This is a genomic window from Flavobacterium notoginsengisoli (assembly GCF_014207905.1).
In the GTDB taxonomy this organism is placed as follows: Bacteria; Bacteroidota; Bacteroidia; order Flavobacteriales; family Flavobacteriaceae; genus Flavobacterium; species Flavobacterium notoginsengisoli_A.
Genome location: NZ_JACHLB010000004.1, coordinates 364,366 through 389,341, shown reverse-complemented (window position 1 = coordinate 389,341; position 24,976 = coordinate 364,366). Strand labels below are relative to the sequence as shown.

Genomic DNA, 24,976 nt, shown 5'->3' with positions numbered 1-24,976 from the left:
TGTATGTCAAATATATCATAATCTAGCAGTTTGACAAACGTTTTTTTGTATTTTTGCGTGAAATTAACGAAAAACAAAGAAATGCAACGCGACGAACAAATTTTTGATCTTATCCAAGAGGAAAAAGAAAGACAAATTCACGGACTAGAGCTTATCGCTTCAGAGAATTTTGTAAGCGATGAAGTAATGCAAGCAGCTGGGTCTGTTTTAACTAATAAATATGCTGAGGGATATCCTGGCAAAAGATACTACGGCGGTTGCGAAGTAGTTGACGTTATTGAGCAAATTGCAATTGACAGAGCTAAAGAATTATTTGGTGCTGAATATGCAAACGTACAGCCACACTCAGGTTCTCAAGCAAATACTGCTGTTTACCACGCTTGTTTAAATCCTGGTGATACTATTTTAGGTTTCGATTTATCTCATGGTGGTCACCTAACTCACGGTTCTCCTGTAAATTTCTCAGGTCGTTTATATCGTCCAGTTTTCTACGGTGTAGATGCTGAAACTGGTCGCTTAGATTATGATAAAATTCAAGAAATTGCAACAAAAGAACAGCCAAAATTAATCATCGCTGGAGCTTCTGCTTATTCTCGTGATATGGATTTTGCTCGTTTCAGACAAATTGCTGACAGTGTTGGAGCTATCTTATTTGCAGATATTTCTCACCCAGCAGGTCTTATTGCAAAAGGATTATTAAGCGATCCAATTCCACATTGCCATATTGTTTCTACAACAACTCACAAAACATTAAGAGGACCACGTGGAGGTTTAATTTTAATGGGTAAAGATTTCCCAAATCCACAAGGATTGACCACTCCAAAAGGAGAAATCAGAATGATGTCTTCTTTGTTAGATTTAGCTGTTTTCCCAGGAAATCAAGGTGGACCTTTAATGCACATTATCGCTGCTAAAGCAGTTGCTTTTGGTGAAGCTCTTAAAGATGAGTTCTTTACTTACGCAATGCAATTACAAAAAAATGCAAATGCTATGGCTGATGCTTTCGTAAAAAGAGGTTACAACATTATCTCTGGCGGAACTGACAACCACATGATGCTTATTGACTTAAGAAATAAAAATATTTCTGGTAAAGAAGCTGAAAATGCATTAGTAAAAGCTGAAATTACAGTAAACAAAAACATGGTTCCTTTTGATGATAAATCTCCATTTATCACTTCTGGAATTCGTGTTGGAACAGCTGCAATCACAACTCGTGGTTTAGTTGAAAAAGATATGGAAACTATCGTAGCTTTAATCGATAAAGTTCTTACAGATCATACAAACGAAGATCTTATCGAAGAAGTTGCTGAAGAAGTAAACGAATTAATGAGCGAAAGACCGATTTTTGCGTATTAATTAGTTTAAAGTTTAAGGTTTCAAGTTTAAAGTTTTGTAATACGGAAATAAACGTATTATGAAACTTTAAACTTTTTTCGTTTAGAAAAGAAAACTTGAAACTTAAAACAAAACAAACCTGAAACAAAAAATAAAATGGGCGTATTAAGATTACAATTGCCAACAGATCCAAGATGGGTAAATATTGTTGAGAAAAATATCGAAGAAATTCTAACAGATCACGCTTGGTGCGAGCAAAAAGCAGCAACAAATGCTATTACAATTATCACAAACAATCCGGAGCATCAGGATTTGGTTCAGGATTTGTTGGCTTTGGTAAAAGAAGAAGTAGATCATTTTGAGCAAGTACATAATATCATCATCAAAAGAGGATTGAAATTAGGGCGTGAACGTAAGGATGATTACGTAAATGAATTGTATCAATACATGAAAAGAAGCGGAGACGGAAGCCGTGTTTCTGGCCTTGTAGAAAGACTTCTTTTTTCTGCTATGATCGAAGCCAGAAGCTGCGAGCGTTTTAAAGTACTTTCTGAAAATATTCAAGACGAAGAATTGGCAGTTTTTTACAGAGAATTAATGGAAAGCGAAGCTGGACATTATACCACTTTTATTACCTACGCACGTAAATATGGAGTTGGAATTGACGTTGAAAAACGCTGGAGAGAATGGCTAGCTTTTGAAGAATCAATTATTACTAATTACGGAAAAGGAGAAACGATTCACGGGTAGTTTTTAGTGCTCGGTCACAGTCTCAGTTTTCAGTTTATGCGTTTGTCAGGCTAAGCGAAGTCGAAGCCCACGCAAAGTATATCAAATAAAAAAAAATAATCAACGCTTTCGCGAAAGTAAATCAGTAGAAATTGTTCAAAAGTTTGATTTTTTGTTAATCTAATATCTTCAATCTAAAATCTAAAATTCCTTACATTTGAGAGTAACCAAAATCTCGAATTATGAGAATAGAAATGGACCTAAAGTTAGGGTTTAAAGATGTAATGTTTAGACCAAAAAGATCAACGCTCAAAAGCAGATCTGAAGTTTCCTTAGAACAAAATTTTAAATTTTTGCATAGCACTTCAAATTGGACAGGAATTCCAATTATGGGTGCCAATATGGATACGGTTGGAACTTTTGAAATGGCAAAAGTCTTAGCTAAAGAAAAGCTTTTCACAGCCATTCATAAACATTACACTTTAGAAGAGTGGAATATATTTCTTCAAAATTCAACTTCAGACATTTACGATTATATCGCTGTAAGTACAGGGACTGGTAAAGAAGATTTTGATAAAATTGAAAAAATAATAACTGCAAATCCTTTATTGAAATTCATCTGTATTGACGTTGCGAACGGTTATTCTGAACATTTTGTTCAGTTTCTAAAGAAAACCCGAAAACAGTATCCTGATAAAATAATTATTGCTGGAAATGTTGTTACGGGAGAAATGACCGAAGAGCTTTTATTAGCAGGAGCTGATATCGTAAAAGTTGGAATTGGCCCAGGTTCTGTTTGTACCACACGAGTAAAAACGGGTGTTGGTTATCCACAGTTATCCGCAATTATAGAATGTGCCGACGCAGCTCACGGTTTAGGCGGACATATTATAAGCGACGGTGGCTGTACAACTCCGGGAGATGTTGCCAAAGCTTTTGGAGCAGGAGCCGATTTTGTAATGTTAGGTGGAATGCTTGCAGGTCACACTGAAAGCGGTGGTGAACTGATCGAAGTAAAAGGCGAAAAATTCAAACAATTTTACGGAATGAGTTCTAAAACAGCAATGGATAAACATTCTGGTGGTGTTGCAGAATATAGAGCAAGTGAAGGAAAAACAGTTCAAGTTCCATTTAAAGGAGACGTGATTCATACTGTTTTAGATATATTAGGCGGAATTAGAAGCACTTGTACATATGTTGGAGCTTCAAGATTAAAAGAATTAACAAAACGAACGACTTTCATCCGCGTAAGCGAACAAGAAAATCAAGTTTTTACAAAATAATATGATTAAAATTACCGAAGCATTTCTTGAAGATATTGCTAAAATTCAAGAGATTGCACATATAACTTGGCCAATTACTTATGGCGAAATTTTGACTACTGAACAATTAGAATATATGTTAGATCTTATTTATTCTGATGAAGCGCTTTCAAAACAAATTCAGAATAAAGAACAATTGTTTTATTTAGTTTCGGATTTAGAATCAGTAATTGGTTTTATCGGAATTGAGCATCATTATAAAAACGAAGCCATTACCAAAATTCATAAAATCTATCTTTTACCAGAAACTCAAGGAAAAGGATATGGTAAAATTGTTTTTAATTCAATTGAAAAACTGGCTTTAGAAAATAATTCAAATCAACTTTTATTAAACGTAAACCGTTTTAACAGCGCTCTGAATTTCTATAAAAAACTAGGTTTTGAAATTAAAGAAACGGTTGATATAGAAATTGGAAACGGGTATTTGATGGAGGATTATGTTATGGGAAAAGAAATCTCAAAATAAATTTTCAGCATTTTTGTCATTTCGACGAAGGAGAAATCTCCGTAAGAAACTCTACAAAGATTGGTAACTTTTCGGTACGGAGCTACTTGTGGAGATTTCTCCTTCGTCGAAATGACAAACTTTGAGAGTAGGGTAATTAAAGCTTTTGATTAACTCACAATCACATCATGCGCAAACAATAACCCTTTCACTTCATTCAAAGAAAAAACAGCTTTCTTTAATTTAGTTTTAGAAGGATCGATTGTATAATTATAACTCGTTTTAAAATCGGCTTTGTTGGCGATGGCTTTGTTGAATTCTGAACGGTATAAATCGCAATTGTCGAAAATAACGCTAGTTAAATCTGCTGCCATAAAATCTACGGCAATTAAACTGCAATTGGTAAACGGAGTTCCTTTTAATTTTAAAGTATAAAACTTCGAAAAGTCAAGAATACAATCATTAAAATGAACTTCAAAAATTAGTTTGTCGCACATCGCAAAATTCACTTCTTTAATTTCGCATCGATTAAAAGTTACTGTTCTCAAAGCAACGTAATTGATTTTCGCTTCGCTAAAAATGCAATCATTAAAAACACAGTCAATAAAAGTAACGGCTAGAAAAGTGCAGGCAGAAAAATTACAATTGTTAAATACGCAACCTTCAAAGTCCTTAAAATTAAGATCATCTTTGGCGTAAATAATTGTATTGTATTCTTTGTCAAGAAAATATTCGCTTTCTTTTTTCAACTCTTTTCTGTAATTATTTGAGAGCGAAAAGGTACTAATTTACTATAGAATAATTTGAAGAAATCATAAATCATTTTGATTTCATTCACAGTTTTAATCCATAATTTGATGTAGCTTTACGCTTATTTTTAAGCTAAAACATATCAATTTTTATTATATGGAATCAACAAGAAAGGAACATGATTTTTTAGGAGAATTAGAAATTCCTAATCATTTATATTACGGAATCCAGACTTTTAGAGCTGTAGAAAATTTCAATATTACGGGAATTCCAATTTCAAAAGAACCATTGTTTATCAAAGCTTTAGGATATGTAAAAAAAGCTGCTGCAATGGCAAACAAAGATTGCGGTGCCATTGATTCTAAAATTGCCGAAGCGATTTGTTACGGAAGTGATCAGGTGATTGCCGGTAAATTTGACCAAGAATTTGTGAGCGATTTAATTCAGGGTGGAGCGGGAACTTCTGTAAACATGAATGCTAACGAGGTTATCGCAAATATCGGCTTAGAATATCTAGGTCATAAAAAAGGAGAATACAAATTTTTGCATCCAAATAATCACGTAAACTGTTCGCAGTCAACAAACGATGCTTATCCATCAGCATTTAGAATTGCTTTGTATTTGAAAATGGAAAGTTTTATTAAAACTTTTGCGGGTCTTGAAGTTGCTTTCGCTAAAAAAGGAGAAGAATTTAAGGATGTCTTAAAAATGGGAAGAACGCAATTGCAAGATGCTGTTCCGATGACTTTAGGACAAGAATTTAAAGCTTACGCAACTACTATTGGTGAAGATATCGTCCGTTTAAAAAATGCTCAGGAATTATTGTTAGAAATCAATATGGGCGCAACGGCAATCGGAACGAAAGTAAATGCACCAGAAGGTTATCCAGAAATTTGCGTAAAATATTTAGCCGAAGAAGTCGGAATTCCATTAACACTTTCGCCAGATTTAATTGAAGCAACTGTTGATACAGGAGCTTATGTTCAGATTATGGGAACGTTGAAACGTTCGGCAGTTAAGATTTCTAAAATCTGTAACGATTTAAGATTATTAAGTTCTGGTCCAAGAACAGGTTTTAATGAAATCAATCTACCAGCTCGCCAACCAGGTTCTTCAATTATGCCAGGAAAAGTAAATCCGGTAATTCCTGAAGTTGTAAATCAGACTTGTTTTTATGTAATTGGTCAGGATTTAACCGTTACAATGGCAGCAGAAGCTGGTCAATTGCAATTGAATGTTATGGAACCTGTTATTGCTTTTGCCATGTTTACGTCGTTAGATTATCTTTCAAATGCAATTCAGACTTTAATTGATAAATGTATTGTTGGAATTACAGCAAACGTTGATCACTGCTACAATATGGTCATGAACAGCATCGGAATTGTAACGCAGTTAAACCCAATTATTGGTTATGAAGAAAGTGCAAGTATTGCAGGTGAGGCTTTGAAAACTGGTAAGAGCGTACATCAAATTGCTGTTTTAGAAAGAAAATTAATTACTCAGGAAAAATGGGATGAAATTTATTCTTTAGAAAATCTAATCCACCCAAAATTTATTACGAAGTAATTTTGTTATAAAATATATGATAACAAGCCGTCAAGAAATTGACGGCTTTTTTAATGCTTCTTAAATATTATGGTTTAAAGTGTTGAAAATGAATTATATTTACAAGAGCGTTATACCTTCATTTTTATAGAAATTAAAAACTTTAGAGAGTGGAATTTTTTAGAAATAGAAATTTTAAGTATGTTAAAACAGCAATTTTGCTTTTTATAATTCCGCTATTTCTAAATGCTCAAAACGAAATTGAATCTCAAAGTCAAAAAGAATGTTCTCCTAAAACTATTCTAGAGCTTTTTAAGAAAAAAGATTCTCTTTACGTTGTTAAACCCACAAAAAATGACTTTTTTCTTGTAATTCCAGCAATTGGTTCTCAGCCTGCTACAGGATTTTTTTTCGGTGGAGTTGCACAATATACTTTCAAAGGAAAACAAGAAAATGATAAGTATTCTGTGGCCAATCTTGGAATTCTTTATACTGTAAAAAAGCAATGGATGATCAATGTTAAGAATAACATTTTGTTGAAAAACAATAAAATATTTCTAAGCGGTGATTATAGATATTATATTTTTTCTCAACCTAATTACGGACTTGGAACAGATATTATCCCGCCAAGAAGAGATCGTCCAGACGGATTTAGTATTGATTCTATTGCTCAATCTATGGATTATAATTATTTTAAGTTTCATCAAACAGCTTCGTTTGAGATTAGAAAGAATTTTTATGTCGGAGGCGGTGTAAATATTGACTGGTACACTAATATAAAAGATAAAGAATTGGACATAGAAAATGGAAATTTGACCTATCATTATAATTACAGTCAGTTGCATGGTTTTGATAATTTAGAATATTTTTTGACTGGAGTAAGTTTTAATATGGTTTACGATTCTCGAGATAATCAAGTCAATTCTTCACGAGGCTGGTTTGCAAATCTTAATTATCGCTTTAATCCGGTATTGTTTCACAATCAAAAGTATAGTAATGTTTTATATGCCGAGTACAGACATTTTGTTCCGCTTTCGCATAAAAATGATAGGTATATTTTGGGTATTTGGGCATACGGACAATTTATAACTAGAGGTGATGTTCCTTATTTAAATCTTCCTGCTATTGGTTGGGACCAACGAAGTAGAGGTGGAGAAGGTTATACTCAAGGTTTATTTAGAGGAAACGGATTGGTTTATCTTTCAACTGAATTTCGATTTCCAATTACTTGTAATCAAATGTTTAGCGGAACGGTTTTTACCAATTTCGTAACCGCAAGTAATGCCGACAATAACATAGGACTTTTTCATTCTATTCAACCAGCGGCGGGAGTTGGGTTTAGAGTATTAATTGATAAGAAAACAAGAACCAATCTTGTTGCCGATTATTCTTGGGGAAATAATTCTAAAGGATTTTACTTAAATGCGGGCGAGGTTTTTTAATTTAAAAAAATAATACTTTAAAGCTCTAAAACATAAAAGCATAAGACTAAGCAGGCTATTAAGTCTGTTTTTTTTGTGTTTTGGTGTAATTGTTCATAATTAAATCATAATTTCTATCCGTAATAAGTACTGTTTTTGAAACTCAATCCTTATTTTTGTTGTATATACAAATTACTATGAAGTTATTAATAGTCGAAGACGAGCCAAATTTACTATCCATTCTACGAAAAGGATTTGCTGAAAATAATAATGAAGTAAGTGTTGCCATGGACGGTAAAACTGCCTTGGAGATGATTCATAACTATACTTTTGATGTGGTTGTTTTAGATGTAATGCTTCCAGATATTAACGGAATCGAAATTTGCAGAAGACTTCGTTCAAGCAAAAATTTTGTGCCAATTTTACTTTTAACAGCATTAGGAACTTCAGAAAATATTGTTACTGGGCTAAATGCAGGAGCAGACGATTATTTGGTTAAGCCATTTAAATTTGGAGAATTAGATGCCAGAGTAAATGCTTTGTATAGAAGATCACATCAAGAAACAGAAAAAATAGACACCATTCTTATAGCTGATTTAGAAATAAATGGACGAGCAAAATCTGTAAAAAGAGGCGGCGTAAATATTATTTTGACTGCAAAAGAATTTAAACTGTTGTATTATTTAGCTAAAAATACAGGCAGAATCGTTTCTAGAGATCAGATTTTAGATAATGTTTGGGATATCAATTTTGATATGAATACCAATGTTGTCGATGTTTACATCACTTATTTAAGAAGAAAAATAGATAAGCCTTACGGTACCAAATTAATTCACACAATGAAAGGTTTGGGCTATGTTATAAAGCCATAAAATGGATATTAGGAAAAAAATTACTTTTAATTACGTTGCTCTTTCTACCTTTAGTACGTCTCTATTGTGTATCATTGTTTTTTTCTTGTTTAGAGAAAACAATCGTTACCATTTTCTTAAACGTCTAGACGATAGGGCTAAAATCGTTTCTTCTATTCATTTTCAAAAAGATCCCGAAAAAATTAAGTATTATAAAAACCTTAAAAAGAACGGACTTGAAGAATTAATTGAAGAGGAAGAATATGTATTAAAAATTAATAGTGAGAATAGTTTTGATTATAACACCAACTTAAATCTTCCAAATTCTTTTTATACTAATATATTAAAAACAGGAAAAGACGCTTTTGAAAGAGATAACAAATATTATTTAGGTCAGATTTTTCAAGAAAATGACCAAAAATATATGGTAATCGTCGGAGCGAGAGATCGTAAAGGAAAAGATACAATTGTATATATTGTAAAAATTATGCTTTTTGGCGGAATAGGTTTTGTTATTCTAGCTTTTCTTTTAGGACGTTTCTTGGCAAAACGTGTCATAAACCCTGTCGCAAGAATTACCAAAGAAGTAAAAAGAATTAGCGCTTCTAATCTTCATAATCGACTTCCTGAGGTTAAAAATTCGGATGAAATTTCAGATTTGACCAATACTTTTAATAATATGCTGGATCGATTGGAAACTTCTTTCGAAATACAAGCCAATTTTATTAATAATGCTTCACACGAACTAAAAACGCCAATTACAACTATTATTGCTGAGGCAGAAATTATGTTGCTTAAAGAGCGTGAAGTGGCAGAATATGTAGAATCATTAGAAAATATCTACAGTCAGGCTTCTAGATTAGGTAATTTGACGGAAAGTCTTCTTAAATTGACTCAAACTGGTTACGACGGACAAAAACAAGTTTCTGATATTGCTAGAATTGACGAACTATTATTGGATGTAAAATCGGATTTGGATAAAATTTATCCTGATAACCGAGTAAGTGTTAGACTTAATTTTGCGCCTGAAGATTCTAATTTACTTTTATTGCCATGTAATAAACCATTGTTAGAATTGGCAATCAATAATATTATTACAAACGGAGTAAAATATTCTGATAATAATGAAGTATTTGTAAATCTTTCGGCAAACGACGAAATGATTAAAATTACAATCAACGATATTGGAATCGGAATTCCGCCAGAAGATATTCCGCATTTGTATGAACCTTTCTTTAGAGGAAAAATTGCCACAAAATATATTGGCTATGGTTTAGGACTGCCTTTGGCTTCTAAAATTATCAGAATGCATCAAGGAGAGCTACAAGTACAGTCTGAGCAAAATAAAGGTACGATTGTAACGATTATTTTTAAAAAATTAAACATTAAAAAATCTAATGTTTAAATTTAGAAAATTCTAATTTTAGATTAATAAGAGTCTAATTTCCTGAGAGTTATTTTGTAAGTGTAAACTAAAAGATTATACTTATGAAAAATTTTCTTATACCTACAACTTTAAAAGACGATACCATTCTGGCTGTAAAATCTGCAGTGAATCAGTCTAAAAATACGGAATCAGAAATCATTCTAGTATTAGCTTCAGAAGCGCCAGATACCTTTTCATCATCTAGTTTTCTAAGAGAAATGAGGTCTGGACTTACTAAAAGTCAAGAAGAGGTTCTAGAAACCTGTCGTTATATCATTGATCATACTACAAATGTTAAGCTAAAAGTTCACAATCAATACGGACTTTCAGCACCAATTTTTAAGCGTCTTATCGAAGCATTTGCTGTAAAGTTGGTAATTCTAACTCATTCTTATAAGCAAGAAACAAAGAAAATCCATCAGTATTTAGTGCAATTGGCTGGAAATCAAAAATGCCCAATTCTTCACTTAAGCACAGAAATCAATAAAGATGTGTTACATAAAGCACTTTATGTAGAAAATTCAAGCCGAAATATTCATGTAAAAGATGTTCAGGAATTTTTGAGTGCTAATTTCTCTTTTGAAATTGTAAGCCAAACCACGAGTTTTGAAGATAACTACGAAAGTGTTGCACCATTTTTATCTGAAGCGATTTCTAAACACAATATCGATATGCTAGTTGAAACTCGAAAAGGCGAAAAAATCAAATTTAAAAAGATTAAAAAAGAAAATGTCAATGAGAAATTAGGACTTCCTGTTCTTTCATTGTACGAAGAAATGGTTTAAATCTAAGGTTCTCAGATTCTGAGGTTCTAAGATACTAAGTTTTTTAATTTTTAGCCTTAGGATCTCAGAACCTTAGCCCCTTAAAAATATTAATTTAATACCGAAAATATGTTGTTAAAGAAAAGAATACCAATGAAGTACGTTCTCGGGAAAATTAAAGTAGAAATTGCATTAGTATTGGCTTATACCGTGCTATTTGAAATATTTCACCATTATTTCATCAATCTTCCTGTAGATATCCCGATTGCCATTCCAACCATGATTGGAACCATAATATCTTTATTATTAGCTTTTAAATCAAATCAGGCCTATGACAGATGGTGGGAAGCAAGAATTGTTTGGGGAGCTGTTGTAAACGATTCCCGAACATTAATTCGTCAGGTTCTGACGTTTTATGAAGATCCAGATTTTTCTGTTGAAGCCAGTGAATTCAAAGAAAATTTTGCAAAAAGACAAATTGCATGGTGTTATAGTTTAGGACAGTCACTTAGAAATAGAGATGCAATTGCGCCTCTTGAAGGTTTGGTGAGCGAAGAAGAAATTAAATATATAAAAAATCATCAAAACGTTCCGAATGCCATTTTGTTGTTGCATGCAAGAGATTTGCGGAATGCGAAAAATGACAAGAGAATTAATATGTATCAGCAAGTTGAAATTGACAATACGTTGTCAAGATTATGCGATGAAATGGGAAAATGTGAAAGAATTAAAAACACCATTTTTCCAACCACTTACAGTATGTACATCCGTTTGACATTGTGTTTATTCATTTTATTGTTGCCTTTCGGATTGACAAGTGTTTTGAGCTGGTTTGCAATTCCATTGATTACAGCAATTGGAGCTGCTTTCTTTTTGATAGAAAGAATGGCAATTCATTTGCAAGATCCGTTTGAAAACAGACCGACAGATACGCCTGTTACAACAATTGCCAATACGATAGAAAGAAATATCAAGCAAATGTTGAATGAATATCAAAGCGAATTTGACATCTTAAAAGAATTTGAATTGAAAGATGAGGTTAAGAAAATCGAAAAAGACGCTTATTTCGTCTTATAAAATAAACATTTTGGTTATGTTTAATTGTTGGCTGGACAGTGAGTAGTTGCGCTGTCCAGCTTTTTTTGTTTTTATTTGAAAATTCACAAAAATAATCAAACATAGCCCGTGGTTTCAACCACGGGGACGCATAGAAGATTTTGATATTGATTGTACTCCCGTGGTTGAAACCACGGGCTATATTATTTTGAATACCTACAATTGTTTCGCCAATCTTCCCAATGTCTGAATAGCAATTCTCAATTCATTAGACCAAGGCAATCCAAAACTCAAGCGCATACAATTTGAAAATTGATTTTGAAACGAGAAAATTCTTCCTGGTGCAATACTAATATTATGTTTCAATGCCAAATGATAAAAAGTTGCGGTGTCAATTTTTTTATCTAATTCGACCCAAAGAAAAAATCCGCCTTGTGGCTGGCTTACCTTTGTTCCAGCAGGAAAAGATTCTAAAACGGTATTGATATAATTAGTACAATTTCGATTTAAAATCTGACGAATTTTTCTTAGATGATTTTCATAACGACCATTTTTCAAGAAATCTCCAACAACTTCGTGCGTAATTGTCGTGTTAGAAATGGTATGATACAATTTGGTTCTTAGAATTTCTTTTTTGAATTTCCCGGGAGAAACCCAACCAACACGATAGCCAGGCGCTAAAGTTTTAGAAACAGAACTACAGCACAAAACAATGCCGCTTTCATCATAAGTTTTACAGTTTGTTGGTCGGCTAGTGCCAAAATACAAATCACCATGAATATCGTCTTCAATTAACGGAACGTTATAGAAATCCATTAATCTTACAATTTCTTTTTTATGTTCGTTTGGCAACATACTTCCAGACGGATTGCTAAAATTGCTCATCAAAACACAAGCTTTTACTTTATTGGAAGAAAGTGTTTTTTTTACTGCTTCTAACTCAATTCCTGTTGTCATATTTGTTGGAAGTTCCATAACATACAAACCTAAAGATCTGGCTAATTGCAGAATGCCAAAATAAACCGGACTTTCTGTAATAATAGTATCTCCAGGTTTTGTCAACGTTAATAAACAATCTGAAATTGCCGAAATACAGCCAGGAGTCGTTATAATATCATCTTCTGTTAAAGAACCGCCCCAAGTAAAAGACCAGCGGGCAATTTCTTTTCTTAAATTACTATTTCCTTCAATTTCCTCATAACTGGTACCGCTGTTTTGCAATTGACGCATTGCTTGAACCATTCCTTTGTTCAATTTCGCAATCGGCAATAATTCATTGGACGGAAAACCAAGCGAAAGCATCGTAATATCTTTTTTACGCATATCGCCATAAACCAAATCTACTAAATCCTCACGTTCAATATTTTCTATAGTCAAAATTGGTGTACTTGCCGAAGGTTCTGGAATTATTCGTGCAGAAATATTACTTACATAATAACCAGATTGCGGACGCGCTTCAATTAGAGAACGGCTTTCAACTTCATAATAAGCCTTGCTTACCGTGCTCATGCTGTAACCCGTTTCGGCGCATACTTCGCGTATAGATGGCAATTTGTCACCGACATTCAAAACGCCCGATTTGATTTGTTTCTCAATTCTGTCAGCAAATTGGAGATATAAATAATTAGAATTTTTCATAAGAAAATAAAAACTGTTATGCTGCAATTTACAAAAACTGTATCTGTATTGCTGTTTTATTTTTTAGAAATTTGCTTCATCAAAATAAAACAATTCAAAACAGCGTTTTTGTGAAAACAACAAAATATTACATAGCCGCAATTATTGCCTTTACAACATGGGGACTTTTCAGTTTGGTTTTGAGACCAATTCATGATTATCCGTCATTGGATATTTTATTTTTCCGCGTTTTCAGCTGTGGTATTTTGATGTTTTTAATTGCGGTTTTATTTAAAAGAAAACAAATAAAAGAGACAATAGAGATTTTTAAAGCTTTACCAAAAAACGAAAAAAGAAAATCTGTTCTCTTGAATATTGGCGGAAGCGCTTTTTTGATGGGAAACTGGTTTACATATATTTATGTAATGAACCATGTAAGCGTTAAAGCAACTTCTCTGGCTTATTTAGTTTGTCCTATTTTAACAACCTTATTGGCTTATTTTATATTACGAGAAAAACTTTCTAAAATGCAATGGATTTCTGTCGGACTAAGCATTTCTGGCTGTATGTTACTGTCTTACACCGCTATTATGGACATGGTTTTTAGTATTATAATCGGATTAACTTATGCTGCTTATTTAGTAAGTCAACGTGCCAATAAAGGTTTTGATAAATTTATTGTATTGACTTTTCATATTACTTTGGCTGCCTTAGTTTTATTACCTTTTTATCCGGTTTTTGGGGGACCGGTACCAACGGAATTCAAGTTTTATCTTTGTATTGAGACCATTGCAATTATGTTTACGATAATTCCGTTGTTTTTAAATTTATATGCACTTTCTGGAATCAATTCTTCAACAGTTGGAATGTTGTTGAACATAAATCCGATGATTGCATTTGGATTGGCGGCTTTTGTTTTCAAAGAAAATATATCGCCTTTACAGATTACGGCATATGGTATAATTTTTACCGCAGTGTTAGTTTTTAATTCGCATCATATTTTTGCTATAAAGCAAAAATTAACCTCAATATCCAAAGGTTCTTAATTCTTAGTTTTCATATTTTTTATTGGTTTAAAATCGAAAATTGTCAGAATCTTAACAGGATGTTTAAGCAGGAATGAGTATATTTCATTCCTGTTTTTTTATGCTATAAAGTGTAATAAAAATAATAGCACCGATAAAAGTATTAAAAAAGATTTTTCACGCAGATTTTAAAGATTTAAGCTGATACTCGCAGATTTTATAATTTAAAATCAAAAATAAATCTGCAGAAATCTGTAAAATCTGCGTGAAAAATCATTAAAACTTTTAAATCTGTAGCTAAAAAAAACTAATACAAACCGAATCTTAATATATTAATATGAAAGCTGCAAAACTTCAAGCCTTTACTCCATTATTTTATTTAGTGTGGTCAGATGATTTACTGACACAAAAAGAATTTACAACTTTAAAGGAGTTTATAAATTCACTAAATGTTTTATCAGAAGAAGAAAAAGGATATTTATTATCTAAAGTTGATATTTCAAATCCGCCTTCGCGAAATGAACTCACACAATGGAAATCGGATATTGAAAAAAGCATTCAGGATACTTCTTCTATCAAATCGATTTTTGATATAGCCAAAGCACTTTCCGGAAACGATTTGGATTTATCGCCAATAGAATCAGATTTTATAAAACTAGAAAATGATTTAGGAATTTTAGGTGAAGAAGCTTTGCAAAATTTCAAAACTAAAGCTGGTTCTTTTACAGCAGATTCTCATACTAATGCCAGTTTTGAAATTCAAAAAATCACTCAAATTTTAGATGGAAAAGAAGCTGCAATAATCGCAAAAGTAAAATCAGTTATTTCTCGACCTGAATTTGCTTATGAAACTTCTACAGATATTAATGTTTTCAGACAAACCGTTTATAAATGGTGTAAAATTCTAGCCGACGAAAATTTAGGAAGTATGGCGTATCCAAAAGAGTACGGAGGAGGAGGAAATGTGGAAGATTATTTTGCCATAATGGAAACTTTAAGTTATCACGATTTAAGTTTGGTAATTAAATTTGGCGTTCAATTTGGACTTTGGGGAATGAGCGTTCAGTCTTTAGGAACTGAAAAACATTACGCGAAATATTTAAAAGATATTGGTTCATTAAAACTTCCAGGCTGTTTTGCCATGACCGAAACACATCACGGATCTAATGTAAAAGGTTTAGAAACTACGGCAACGTACAATCATAACGATCAAACTTTTACGATTCATACACCAAATAAAAACGCTCAGAAAGAATATATCGGTAACGCTGCAGTTCACGGACAAATGGCAACTGTATTTGCAAAACTGATTATTGATGGACACGATTATGGTGTGAATGCTTTTGTGGTTCCATTACGCGACACGAACGGAAATGTCGTAGAAGGCGTAACAATTGGAGATTGTGGTCATAAAATGGGGTTAAACGGAGTAGATAACGGAACAATCAGCTTCGATAATGTTGTAATTCCGAAAGATGAGATGCTGGATCGTTTTGCTTCTGTAAATGATAAAGGCGAATTCGAAAGTCCGATTCCGAGTGATAATAGAAGATTTTTTACCATGTTAGGAACTTTGGTAGGAGGAAGAATCGGGATTCCACGCTCGGCTTTAGCGGCGGCAAAATCTGGATTGACGATTGCCATTCGCTACAGCGATCAAAGAAGACAATTTGGACCAGAAGGCGGTTCTGAAGTTCCGATTTTAAATTACAGAATGCATCAGCGTCGATTATTGCCTCATTTGGCCAAAACATATGCAGTACATTTTGCTCTTCAATATTTGACAAACAGATTTTTGAAAAGAACAGAAAGTGAAATGCAGGAAATCGAAGCTTTGGCGGCGGGAATGAAATCGTATTCAACTTGGAGCACAAGAGATATTTTACAAGAATGCCGTGAAGCTTGCGGCGGAAAAGGTTATTTGTCTGAAAATAGGATAGATGCATTAAAAAATGATACTGAGATTTATACCACTTTTGAAGGAGATAATACTGTTTTAATGCAATTGGTGGCTAAAAACCGTTTGTCTGAATTCAGAAAATCTTTCGGTGAAATGGGTTCGCTTGGAATTATCAATTATGTTTATGAAAATGCCAAGACAGCAATTACGGAGAAAAATCCAATAGCAACCCGAAGAACAGACGATGAACATTTATTAGACAGCGAATTTCATCTTCAGGCATTTGTTCACAGAGAAAAAACGATTTTGGCTTCGGCAGCAAGACGTATTAAAAAATTGGTAGATAGTGGTTTAGAAGCTTATGATGCGTTTAATGTCGTTCAGCATCAAATGATTGATGTCGCTCAAGCTTATTTGGAAAGAGTTGTTTTAGAGCAATTTCAAACGGCAATAAAAGAAGTTGAAGATGAAAAATCTAAAGCAATTTTGACAAGATTAAATCAATTATATGCACTTTCGCAAATAGAGAAAAACAAAGCTTGGTATTTAGAAGATGGTTATATGGAAGCGGTTAAAACCAAAGCAGTCCGTAAAATTGTAAATCAGCTTTGTTGGGATATTCGACCAGACGCAGTGGCTTTGGTAAATGCATTTAATATTCCAGAAAGCTGTCTGGCTGCGCCAATTGCGGTTTAATTTTTTTATATTTTTAAGAAAGCTTTGTCAAAGTTTTAAACTTTGACAAAGCTTTTTTGTATAGATATATTTATGATTTAAAACTTTTGATATTATATTATTTATAACATAAAACTAAAAAGCCCCCTTTTTTAGTACATTTTAACCATCGCGAAATAATTCATATTTTATATTTTCGCTTTGCTATATTTGTAATTCCTTTATATTAAATCGTCTTGAAAAATTATTACTTATTTCTAATTCTTACTTTGATAAATTTTCCAGTTTTTGCATTGGAAAATACAGACATTATTTTAAAAGAATTAAATGAAGCGATAAAAAGCAAACAGCATTACGTAAAGATAAAGGAAGAGCGAATTCTCAACTTCAAGAAAATAAAATCAGAGAATTTGACAAAAGAGCAGGAGTATAATTTCAACAAAACATTATATCTTGAATATCAGAAGTTAAATACAGATTCTGCCATTCAATACGTAAAAAAGAATTTAAAAATTGCAGAAGAACTTCAAAATAAAGAACTTTCAAATTTAGCCCAATTACAATTAGTAACACTTTATTCGTCATCTGGAAAATACCGTGAATCTGAAGCCATTTTAAAAGGTATCAATAAAAAGAATCTGTCTGCAACATTACTTCCAAATTATTACATTTCATACAGAGAGTTTTTTGAACACTACGCAGCGAATAGTGATAACAGAGAATACAGAATACAAATCGGAAAATATCGTGATTCGTTATTGGGAATTCTAAATCCGAATACACTAGACTATCAAATCAATAGAATTCAGCAAGATATTTTTATTCATAGAAAATACAAAGGACCAGAAAAACAATTGCTTTCTTTATTGAGTAAAACAAAAGAAGAAAGTCCAAACTACGCCATGATTACCTATTTATTGGGTAAAATTGCTGAGGCGACACATGATCTAGAATCAAGAAAGAAATATTATGCACTTTCTGCCACTTCAGATATTAAAAATGCTAATAAAGACAATGCTTCATTGCAAGAATTAGCGTTGGTTTTTTACGAAATTGGAGATGTTGATATGGCATATAAATTGACACAATCTGCTATTGAAGATGCTCTTTATTGCAACGTTCAGTTTAGAACGCTTTTGATGTCAGAAGTATATTCGATTATCAATACTGTTTATTTAGAACGTGAAAAAGAACGAAAAAGCGAATTACAGATTTATCTGCTTTGTATCAGTCTTTTATCTTTATTCTTGTTAGTAGCCATTATTTATGTCTATAAGCAAATGAAGAAAGTTTCGAGAATTCGAACAGAATTGTACGAAACCAGTCAAAAGCTCGCAGAATTGAACAAAGATATTACTGAAACCAATAGCCAGCTTCAAGAAAGTAATCTGCAATTATCTGAATCTAATTTAGTTAAAGAAGAATATATTGCGCATTTCTTCAATCTTTGTTCGACTTACATCAATAAATTAGAGAATTATCGAATTATTTTAAATAAAAAAGCGACAGCAAAACAGTTTGATGAAATTTATAAGATTCTAAAATCAACCACTTTAGTTGATAATGAACTGGAAGAATTGTACAAGAATTTTGATATTATCTTTTTGAATCTGTATCCAACATTCGTAAAAGATTTCAATGCATTGTTAATTCCGGAAGAACAAATCGTTTTAAAACAAAATGAATTATTAAATACAGAGCTTCGAATTTTCGCTCTAATCAGATTAGGAATTACTGACAGTGTTAAGATAGCGGCATTTTTACGTTACTCTTTGAGTACAATTTACAATTACCGTACAAGAGCTCGAAATAAAGCGGCTGTTTCAAGAAATGACTTCGAAGAAATGGTTATGAAAATCGGGATAATGTCTTTGAAATCATAAATATTTATTTTAAATCTACTACTTTTTTTACCAGTTTTTTTATTTTAAATATTTGTAAATCAGTATTTTATTTTTTTAAACCACTACTTTTTTCTATCTAAAAATGTAACTTGTACGATAACGTTTTAGTTTTACAATATGATAGAAAAAGTTTTTATAATAAGACTATTTACTATTATCTAACTAATGCTTTAATAATTACTGTTATGTTAAAAAACGTAAAAACAATTGTTGTTTTACTTTTACTAAGTTCTTTTGGGGTGAATGCCCAAGACAAAGTTCCAGTTTATCTAGATGATAAAAAGCCGATGAATGAGCGTGTAGAAGATGCGCTTAAGCGAATGACAACCGAAGAGAAGATTGCCATGATTCATGCACAATCTAAATTTAGTTCTCCAGGTGTAAAACGTCTTGGAATTCCAGAAAACTGGATGACCGATGGACCACACGGAATTCGTACTGAGGTAAAATGGGACGAATGGGATCAAGCAGGATGGACAAACGATTCTTGTATCGCTTTTCCTGCGTTAACAGCACTTTCATCAACTTGGAACAAAGAATTGGCTTCTTTATATGGTAAATCTATTGGAGAAGAAGCGCGTTTCCGTAACAAAAATGTATTATTAGGTCCAGGTGTAAATATCTACAGAAGTCCTTTAAACGGGCGTAACTTCGAATATATGGGAGAAGACCCATTTTTAACTTCTAAAATGGTTGTTCCTTACATTAAAGGAGTTCAATCAAACGGAGTTGCTGCTTGCGTAAAACACTTCGCTTTAAATAATCAAGAAACAAATCGAAACTCAGTTAACGTAGTTGTTGACGATCGTGCCTTATACGAAATTTATCTTCCTGCTTTTAAAGCGGCAGTTCAAGAAGGTGATGTTTGGGCGATTATGGGAGCTTACAACAAATATAAAGGACAACAATGCTGTCACAACGAATATTTGCTAAATGATATTCTTCGTGGAGAATGGGGTTTCAAAGGAGTTGTAGTTTCAGATTGGGGTGGAGTTAATGATACTAAACAAGCTATCCACAATGGATTGGATATGGAGTTTGGTTCATGGACAAACGGACTTTCTTGGGGAACAAGTAATGCTTACGATAACTACTATCTAGCAAAACCATATTCTGAAATGATCAGAAAAGGAGAGGTTGGAACAAAAGAATTAGACGAAAAAGTACGTCGTATTCTACGTTTATCTTTCTTAACAACAATGGATAGAAATCGTCCTTTTGGATCTTTCGGAACAGAAGAACACGCTTTAGCTGGCAGAAAAATTGCCGAAGAAGGAATTGTTTTATTGCAAAACAATAATAACATTTTACCAATCAATCTTTCTAAAACTAAGAAAATTGCTGTAATTGGAGAAAATGCAATCAAAATGATGACTGTTGGTGGAGGAAGTTCTTCGCTTAAAGCAAGATACGAAATTACACCTCTTGAAGGTTTAAAGAAAAGAATCGGAAACCAAGCTGAAATTGTTTACGCAAGAGGTTACGTTGGAGATCCAACAAGTAATTATAATGGTGTGGTTGCTAAAGTTAGTTTAGAAGAAAAACGCCCGCAAGCTGAGTTAACAGCAGAAGCTTTAAAAATTGCTAAAGATGCTGATATAGTTCTTTTTATCGGAGGTTTAAACAAAAGCGAAAATCAGGATGATGAAGGACACGATCGTAAACATTTAGAATTACCTTATGGTCAGGATAAATTAATTAGCGAACTGGCTAAAGTGAATAAAAATATTGTTTTTGTAAATATTTCTGGAAATGCAGTGGCAATGCCTTGGATTAAAGAAGTTCCAGGAGTTGTTCAAGGTTGGTTTTTAGGAACTGAAGCTGGAAATGCTTTAGCAAATGTTTTGGTTGGAGATGTAAATCCTTCAGGAAAATTATCTTTCACTTTCCCTGTAAAATTAGCTGATAACGGAGCTCACGCTTTAGGAGAATTTCCAGGTGGAGATGAAGTAAAATATAACGAAGGAATTTTTGTGGGATACCGTTGGGTTGACAAAAACAAAATCAAACCTTTATTCCCTTTTGGACACGGTTTAAGCTATACCACTTTTGCTTACGGAAAAGTAACGGCTGACAAAAAACAGATTAACACTGGAGATAAAATCACATTCTCAGTTAACGTAAAAAATACAGGAAGCAGAGAAGGATCAGAAGTAGTGCAGTTGTACATTACAGATTCTAAATCTTCATTGCCTCGTCCAGTAAAAGAATTAAAAGGTTTTGAAAAAGTAGCTCTAAAAGCTGGAGAAGAAAAAACAGTAACATTTACAATCGACAAAACGGCTTTAAGTTTCTTCGACGATAAAAAACATGACTGGGTTGCAGAACCTGGTGATTTCGAAGCTATTATTGGAGCTTCATCAACAGATATAAAATCTAAAGTGGGATTCTCACTTAAATAAGTTTTTATTTCTAAAAATTGGTTGGTTTGTAAAGCTGCAAGTGTCAAAATTTGCAGCTTTGCTTTTGTCTTAAAAAAGTTAGATGTTAGAAGTAAAATGTTAGACGTTTTGCTTTTGATAAATCAGAATCAAATAAAAATGAAAAGACTATTATTATTTACAATTGGACTTGTATTGTGCCAAAATATTTCGGCACAGACTCTTAGTAAAATGCAATGGTTTAATGAACCAGAAAAATGGGAAATTAAAAACAATGCATTAATTATGAATGTTACTGCAAACAGCGATTATTGGAGAATTTCTCACTACGGATTTACCGTTGATGATGCGCCTTTTTACTATGCAAATTATGGCGGAGAATTTGAAGCCAAAGTAAAATTGACAGGAAATTACATCGCTCGTTTTGACCAAATGGGCTTAATGATTCGCATTGACGAAAAGAATTACATTAAAACAGGTGTTGAGTTTGTTGACGGAAAATTTAATGTAAGCACTGTTGTAACGCATGATAAAAGTGATTGGAGCGTAACAACATTAGAGAAAGTTCCACCTTTTATTTGGATTAAAGCAGTAAGAAGATTAGATGCTGTTGAAATATTCTATTCTTTTGATGATAAAAATTATATCATGACCAGAAATGCGCCGCTGCAGGACAATACACCAGTAATGGTCGGATTAATGGCTGCTTCACCAGACGGAAAAGGATTTGAAGCCAAATTTGAAAATTTCTCTGTAAAACATTTGCCAGACCAAAGAAGAGCAGAATGGCTTAAAAACCACCAATAAGAAAGTTAATTTTCAATAGTAAAAGTCCAAATTCCAAACTCAAAAAAACTTAAACTTACAATAATAACTTAACCTAAACCAAATATAAATGAGTTCAATTTCATCTGATATTACACCTAAAAAACACTACGAAATACTTGATGGTCTGCGTGGTGTAGCGGCAATTTTAGTTGTTGCTTTTCATATTTTTGAAGCTTTTGCTGGAGGAAACCGTTTCAAACAAATTATCAATCATGGTTATCTGGCAGTAGATTTCTTTTTCCTTTTATCAGGATTTGTTGTCGCTTATGCGTATGACGATCGCTGGGCAAAAATGACCCAATGGGAATTTTACAAACGTCGTTTAATCCGTTTACAGCCAATGGTTATTTTAGGAATGATTATCGGGGCCATATTTTATTATTTTCAAGCATCTGATATCTTATTTCCAATGATTGCAGATATGGCTGTTTGGAAAGTTATTTTAACGATGATTGTTGGTTTTACTTTATTGCCAATTCCGCCTTCATTAGAAATCAGAGGTTGGGGAGAAATGCATCCTTTAAACGGTCCAGCTTGGTCGCTTTTCTTCGAATATATTGCAAACATATTGTATGCCTTAATCTTTAGAAAATTTTCGAATAAAGTGATGTCAGTTTTCGTGCTGATATTTGCAGGACTTCTAATTAATTATACTGTTTTTGGCTCAAAAGGAGATGTAATTGGCGGTTGGTCGCTAAATTTAGAACAGCTTAATGTTGGTTTTACACGTTTGTTATTTCCATTTTTTGCGGGTGTTTTATTGTGCCGTTTAGGGAAATTAATTCATGTAAAAAATGCTTTCTGGATCTGCAGTATTTTGATTACTATTGTTTTAGCTTTACCAAGATTTGGAGATGAGAATAGCCTTTGGATGAATGGTTTATACGAGTCATTCTGTATTATTGTAATGTTTCCTCTTATTGTTGCCATTGGAGCAGGAGGAGAAATTAAAAATGAAGTTTCTCTAAAAATCTGTAAAGCTTTAGGAGATATTTCGTATCCAATTTACATTACACATTATCCATTAATTTATTGGTTTACAGCTTGGGTTGTAGATAATAAAGTTTCTATGGCAGATGGGTATTTAGAAGGAATTGGAGTTTTAATCGTAAGCATCATTTTAGCCTTCGTATGTTTGAAATTATACGATGAACCAGTTAGAAATTGGCTTGTGAATAAGTTTCAAAGAAAAAAAGGTTCTGAGGCTCTAACCAACTAAGGTTCTAAGATTATAGATATTGCTAAAAAAACTTAGCCCCTTAGAATCTCAGTGTCTTAGGATCTTACAAAATATTGAATTTCTAAATTTTGTTAGTTATAGATATTCAAAAAAGGGATAAACTTAATTGTTTATCCCTTTCTTAATTAAGATCGTTTTCAATGAAAACGTAATTTTAAACTTTTGCATTATGCTATCATTCCGTAGGAATGTTTCATCGGTAAAAAAATGACGAGAGACGTTTACGTTCCTTAGGAACGTTTGATACTCTAGGACATCTAAAACGATGTCAAACGTTCCTAAGGGACGTGACAACTGACAACAATATTATTTTCTACCGATTAGATGTTCCTACGGAACAATTAATATAATCAGAAAAAAAACTTTGTTCCTTTGTCACTCTGCACCTTTGAACCTTTAAAAAAAACTAAACTAACTCATAAAAATTCCTTTTTCCGATCTTAACTTTTGTTTCTTTTAAGAGCGGAATCAATTCGTATGGATTCAAAATCTTTTCATGATTTATCTGAACGGCACCGCTTTCAATTAATCTTCTGTTTGCCGATTTTGTAATGTCATTTTTGATTAAAGAACAAAGGTCGATCAAGGCAATTTGATTCGATTCATTTTCTAAAGAAGAAATCATAACCGAAACAAATGACTTCGCTTCCTGATTTTTACTTTGAAATTGATTCACAAAAAATGCTTCAGCTTTCTCAGCACTGTTTTGGTCATGGTATTGTGTAATGATATTTTTTGCAATTAACTTTTTAATGTTCATCGGATTTTCTAGTTCCAATCTTTTCTTTATTTCTTGTTTTTCTTTGAATGAGAAATCAGTTGTTAATTCCAGAAATTCCAAAATAAGCTCATCCGGAATCGACATGGTTTTGCCAAACATTTCATTTGGTTCATCAATTAAACCGATGGTATTGTGAAGCGATTTACTCATCTTTTCTTTTCCGTCAAGACCTTTCAGCAAAGGCATGCACATTACAATTTGAGCGGGCATTTTAAAATTTTCCTGTAATTGTCTTCCCATCGTACAATTGAATAACTGATCGGTTCCGCCCATTTCAATATCGGCATTGATTTTTACAGAATCAAATCCTTGTAAAATTGGGTAAACCAATTCGTGCATCGCAATTGGAGTATTCTCTGTAAATCGTTTGTTGAAATCGTTTCTATGCATTAATTGGGCAACCGTAACATTCGACATAATTTGAATCACTTCAGAAAAAGAAAGTGCATCAAGCCATTCTGAGTTAAAAACAATTTGTGCTTTCTCAACATCAATAATTTTAGACAATTGCGAAATATAAGTTTCTGCGTTATGCTTTACTTCTTCAGCATTTAATGGTTTTCTGCTTTTGTTTTTACCCGTCGGATCGCCAATCTGAGCCGTAAAACTTCCCACTACAATTACAATTTGATGTCCGAGATTCTGAAATTGTTTTAGTTTTTTCAGTACAACAGCATGTCCTAAATGCAAGTCAGGAGCAGTTGGATCAAAACCTAGTTTGATAATTAATTTTCTCTTTTCTTTTTCAGCCAGATTTAGTTTTTCTTCCAAACCATTTTCGGGAAGAAAGATGGCGGCATTCTCTTTAAGTTTTTGAATTGTTTCCATTTTTTTGAAAATAAAAAAGCCCGGACAAAATGCCCGGGCTTTAAGGTTTATATAATTTATCTATTTAATTTACAGTTGTGAATACGTTGAATTATATGCATAGCCTATCCGAGCAGATATTATTGCATAATAATAAGTGCTGAAAAATGGAAG

General features: G+C 32.8%; 19 protein-coding genes. 16 read left to right on the top strand and 3 right to left on the bottom strand.

The annotated features are described in order from the left end of the window. The first annotated feature begins 81 nt into the window (after positions 1–81). The 4 genes from glyA to HNP35_RS14470 all read left to right on the top strand — a co-directional run bounded on the left by glyA (position 82) and on the right by HNP35_RS14470 (position 3,852). The gene (gene glyA / locus HNP35_RS14485) at positions 82–1,356 is read left to right on the top strand and encodes a serine hydroxymethyltransferase (RefSeq protein ID WP_109192916.1); all 1,275 of its coding nucleotides are present in this window, start codon (positions 82–84) and stop codon (positions 1,354–1,356) included. 135 nt (positions 1,357–1,491) lie between these two features. Beyond that, a complete protein-coding gene (locus HNP35_RS14480) occupies positions 1,492–2,085 on the top strand; it encodes a tRNA-(ms[2]io[6]A)-hydroxylase (RefSeq protein ID WP_026729503.1) in 594 nt (197 codons plus the stop codon). Positions 2,086–2,306: 221 nt separating this feature from the next. Further along, positions 2,307–3,347, top strand: coding sequence for a GMP reductase (locus tag HNP35_RS14475; RefSeq protein ID WP_184163380.1), 1,041 nt, complete (start codon positions 2,307–2,309; stop codon positions 3,345–3,347). 1 nt (position 3,348) lies between these two features. After that, on the top strand, positions 3,349–3,852 hold the full coding sequence (locus HNP35_RS14470; RefSeq protein ID WP_184163376.1) for a GNAT family N-acetyltransferase: 504 nt from the start codon (positions 3,349–3,351) through the stop codon (positions 3,850–3,852). A gap of 149 nt (positions 3,853–4,001) precedes the next feature. On the opposite strand, the gene HNP35_RS14465 is transcribed toward HNP35_RS14470, so the two are convergent. Beyond that, positions 4,002–4,580, bottom strand: coding sequence for a pentapeptide repeat-containing protein (locus tag HNP35_RS14465; RefSeq protein ID WP_184163373.1), 579 nt, complete (start codon positions 4,578–4,580; stop codon positions 4,002–4,004). A 157-nt stretch (positions 4,581–4,737) separates the two neighbouring features. On the opposite strand from HNP35_RS14465, the gene aspA reads away from it, so the two are divergent. From aspA to HNP35_RS14435, 6 genes are all read left to right on the top strand, one after another. Continuing rightward, positions 4,738–6,147 carry an aspartate ammonia-lyase gene (gene aspA / locus HNP35_RS14460; protein WP_184163370.1) on the top strand — a complete coding sequence of 470 codons (1,410 nt, stop codon included), beginning with the start codon at positions 4,738–4,740 and terminating at the stop codon, positions 6,145–6,147. A 149-nt stretch (positions 6,148–6,296) separates the two neighbouring features. Then, positions 6,297–7,568, top strand: a complete 1,272-nt coding sequence (locus HNP35_RS14455; RefSeq protein WP_184163367.1) for a BamA/TamA family outer membrane protein — start codon at positions 6,297–6,299, stop codon at positions 7,566–7,568. A 176-nt stretch (positions 7,569–7,744) separates the two neighbouring features. After that, positions 7,745–8,419: a response regulator transcription factor gene (locus HNP35_RS14450; protein WP_184163364.1), complete on the top strand. Its 675-nt coding sequence runs from the start codon at positions 7,745–7,747 to the stop codon at positions 8,417–8,419. Position 8,420: 1 nt separating this feature from the next. Beyond that, positions 8,421–9,803 (top strand): HAMP domain-containing sensor histidine kinase, encoded by a 1,383-nt coding sequence (locus HNP35_RS14445; RefSeq protein ID WP_184163361.1) that lies wholly within the window; start codon positions 8,421–8,423, stop codon positions 9,801–9,803. Between the two features lie 83 nt (positions 9,804–9,886). Continuing rightward, the gene (locus tag HNP35_RS14440) at positions 9,887–10,609 is read left to right on the top strand and encodes a hypothetical protein (protein WP_184163357.1); all 723 of its coding nucleotides are present in this window, start codon (positions 9,887–9,889) and stop codon (positions 10,607–10,609) included. Positions 10,610–10,717: 108 nt separating this feature from the next. Then, positions 10,718–11,665 (top strand): bestrophin family ion channel, encoded by a 948-nt coding sequence (locus tag HNP35_RS14435; RefSeq protein WP_184163355.1) that lies wholly within the window; start codon positions 10,718–10,720, stop codon positions 11,663–11,665. A 195-nt stretch (positions 11,666–11,860) separates the two neighbouring features. Here the strand turns inward: HNP35_RS14435 and HNP35_RS14430 are convergent, their stop codons facing one another. After that, positions 11,861–13,282 (bottom strand): PLP-dependent aminotransferase family protein, encoded by a 1,422-nt coding sequence (locus HNP35_RS14430; RefSeq protein WP_184163352.1) that lies wholly within the window; start codon positions 13,280–13,282, stop codon positions 11,861–11,863. A gap of 110 nt (positions 13,283–13,392) precedes the next feature. Between HNP35_RS14430 and HNP35_RS14425 the strand changes: the two genes are divergently transcribed. From HNP35_RS14425 to HNP35_RS14400, 6 genes are all read left to right on the top strand, one after another. Next, positions 13,393–14,307 carry an EamA family transporter gene (locus tag HNP35_RS14425; RefSeq protein WP_184163349.1) on the top strand — a complete coding sequence of 305 codons (915 nt, stop codon included), beginning with the start codon at positions 13,393–13,395 and terminating at the stop codon, positions 14,305–14,307. A 316-nt stretch (positions 14,308–14,623) separates the two neighbouring features. Then, a complete protein-coding gene (locus tag HNP35_RS14420; RefSeq protein ID WP_184163346.1) occupies positions 14,624–16,882 on the top strand; it encodes an acyl-CoA dehydrogenase in 2,259 nt (752 codons plus the stop codon). Between the two features lie 215 nt (positions 16,883–17,097). Further along, a complete protein-coding gene (locus HNP35_RS14415; protein ID WP_184163343.1) occupies positions 17,098–18,744 on the top strand; it encodes a DUF6377 domain-containing protein in 1,647 nt (548 codons plus the stop codon). A 206-nt stretch (positions 18,745–18,950) separates the two neighbouring features. Further along, on the top strand, positions 18,951–21,167 hold the full coding sequence (locus HNP35_RS14410) for a glycoside hydrolase family 3 C-terminal domain-containing protein (RefSeq protein ID WP_184163341.1): 2,217 nt from the start codon (positions 18,951–18,953) through the stop codon (positions 21,165–21,167). A 138-nt stretch (positions 21,168–21,305) separates the two neighbouring features. After that, positions 21,306–21,953 (top strand): DUF1349 domain-containing protein, encoded by a 648-nt coding sequence (locus HNP35_RS14405; protein WP_184163338.1) that lies wholly within the window; start codon positions 21,306–21,308, stop codon positions 21,951–21,953. 88 nt (positions 21,954–22,041) lie between these two features. Next, a complete protein-coding gene (locus HNP35_RS14400) occupies positions 22,042–23,193 on the top strand; it encodes an acyltransferase family protein (RefSeq protein WP_184163335.1) in 1,152 nt (383 codons plus the stop codon). Positions 23,194–23,620: 427 nt separating this feature from the next. Here the strand turns inward: HNP35_RS14400 and tyrS are convergent, their stop codons facing one another. Continuing rightward, positions 23,621–24,823, bottom strand: coding sequence for a tyrosine--tRNA ligase (gene tyrS / locus HNP35_RS14395; RefSeq protein WP_184163332.1), 1,203 nt, complete (start codon positions 24,821–24,823; stop codon positions 23,621–23,623). Between the last annotated feature and the right edge of the window lie 153 nt (positions 24,824–24,976).

Coding starts and splice junctions, on each gene's coding strand:
- glyA (WP_109192916.1), top strand. CDS start 82: ATGCAACGCGACGAACAAATTTTTGATCTTATCCAAGAGGAAAAAGAA.
- HNP35_RS14480 (WP_026729503.1), top strand. CDS start 1,492: ATGGGCGTATTAAGATTACAATTGCCAACAGATCCAAGATGGGTAAAT.
- HNP35_RS14475 (WP_184163380.1), top strand. CDS start 2,307: ATGAGAATAGAAATGGACCTAAAGTTAGGGTTTAAAGATGTAATGTTT.
- HNP35_RS14470 (WP_184163376.1), top strand. CDS start 3,349: ATGATTAAAATTACCGAAGCATTTCTTGAAGATATTGCTAAAATTCAA.
- aspA (WP_184163370.1), top strand. CDS start 4,738: ATGGAATCAACAAGAAAGGAACATGATTTTTTAGGAGAATTAGAAATT.
- HNP35_RS14450 (WP_184163364.1), top strand. CDS start 7,745: ATGAAGTTATTAATAGTCGAAGACGAGCCAAATTTACTATCCATTCTA.
- HNP35_RS14445 (WP_184163361.1), top strand. CDS start 8,421: ATGGATATTAGGAAAAAAATTACTTTTAATTACGTTGCTCTTTCTACC.
- HNP35_RS14440 (WP_184163357.1), top strand. CDS start 9,887: ATGAAAAATTTTCTTATACCTACAACTTTAAAAGACGATACCATTCTG.
- HNP35_RS14435 (WP_184163355.1), top strand. CDS start 10,718: ATGTTGTTAAAGAAAAGAATACCAATGAAGTACGTTCTCGGGAAAATT.
- HNP35_RS14430 (WP_184163352.1), bottom strand. CDS start 13,282: ATGAAAAATTCTAATTATTTATATCTCCAATTTGCTGACAGAATTGAG.
- HNP35_RS14420 (WP_184163346.1), top strand. CDS start 14,624: ATGAAAGCTGCAAAACTTCAAGCCTTTACTCCATTATTTTATTTAGTG.
- HNP35_RS14410 (WP_184163341.1), top strand. CDS start 18,951: ATGTTAAAAAACGTAAAAACAATTGTTGTTTTACTTTTACTAAGTTCT.
- HNP35_RS14405 (WP_184163338.1), top strand. CDS start 21,306: ATGAAAAGACTATTATTATTTACAATTGGACTTGTATTGTGCCAAAAT.
- HNP35_RS14400 (WP_184163335.1), top strand. CDS start 22,042: ATGAGTTCAATTTCATCTGATATTACACCTAAAAAACACTACGAAATA.
- tyrS (WP_184163332.1), bottom strand. CDS start 24,823: ATGGAAACAATTCAAAAACTTAAAGAGAATGCCGCCATCTTTCTTCCC.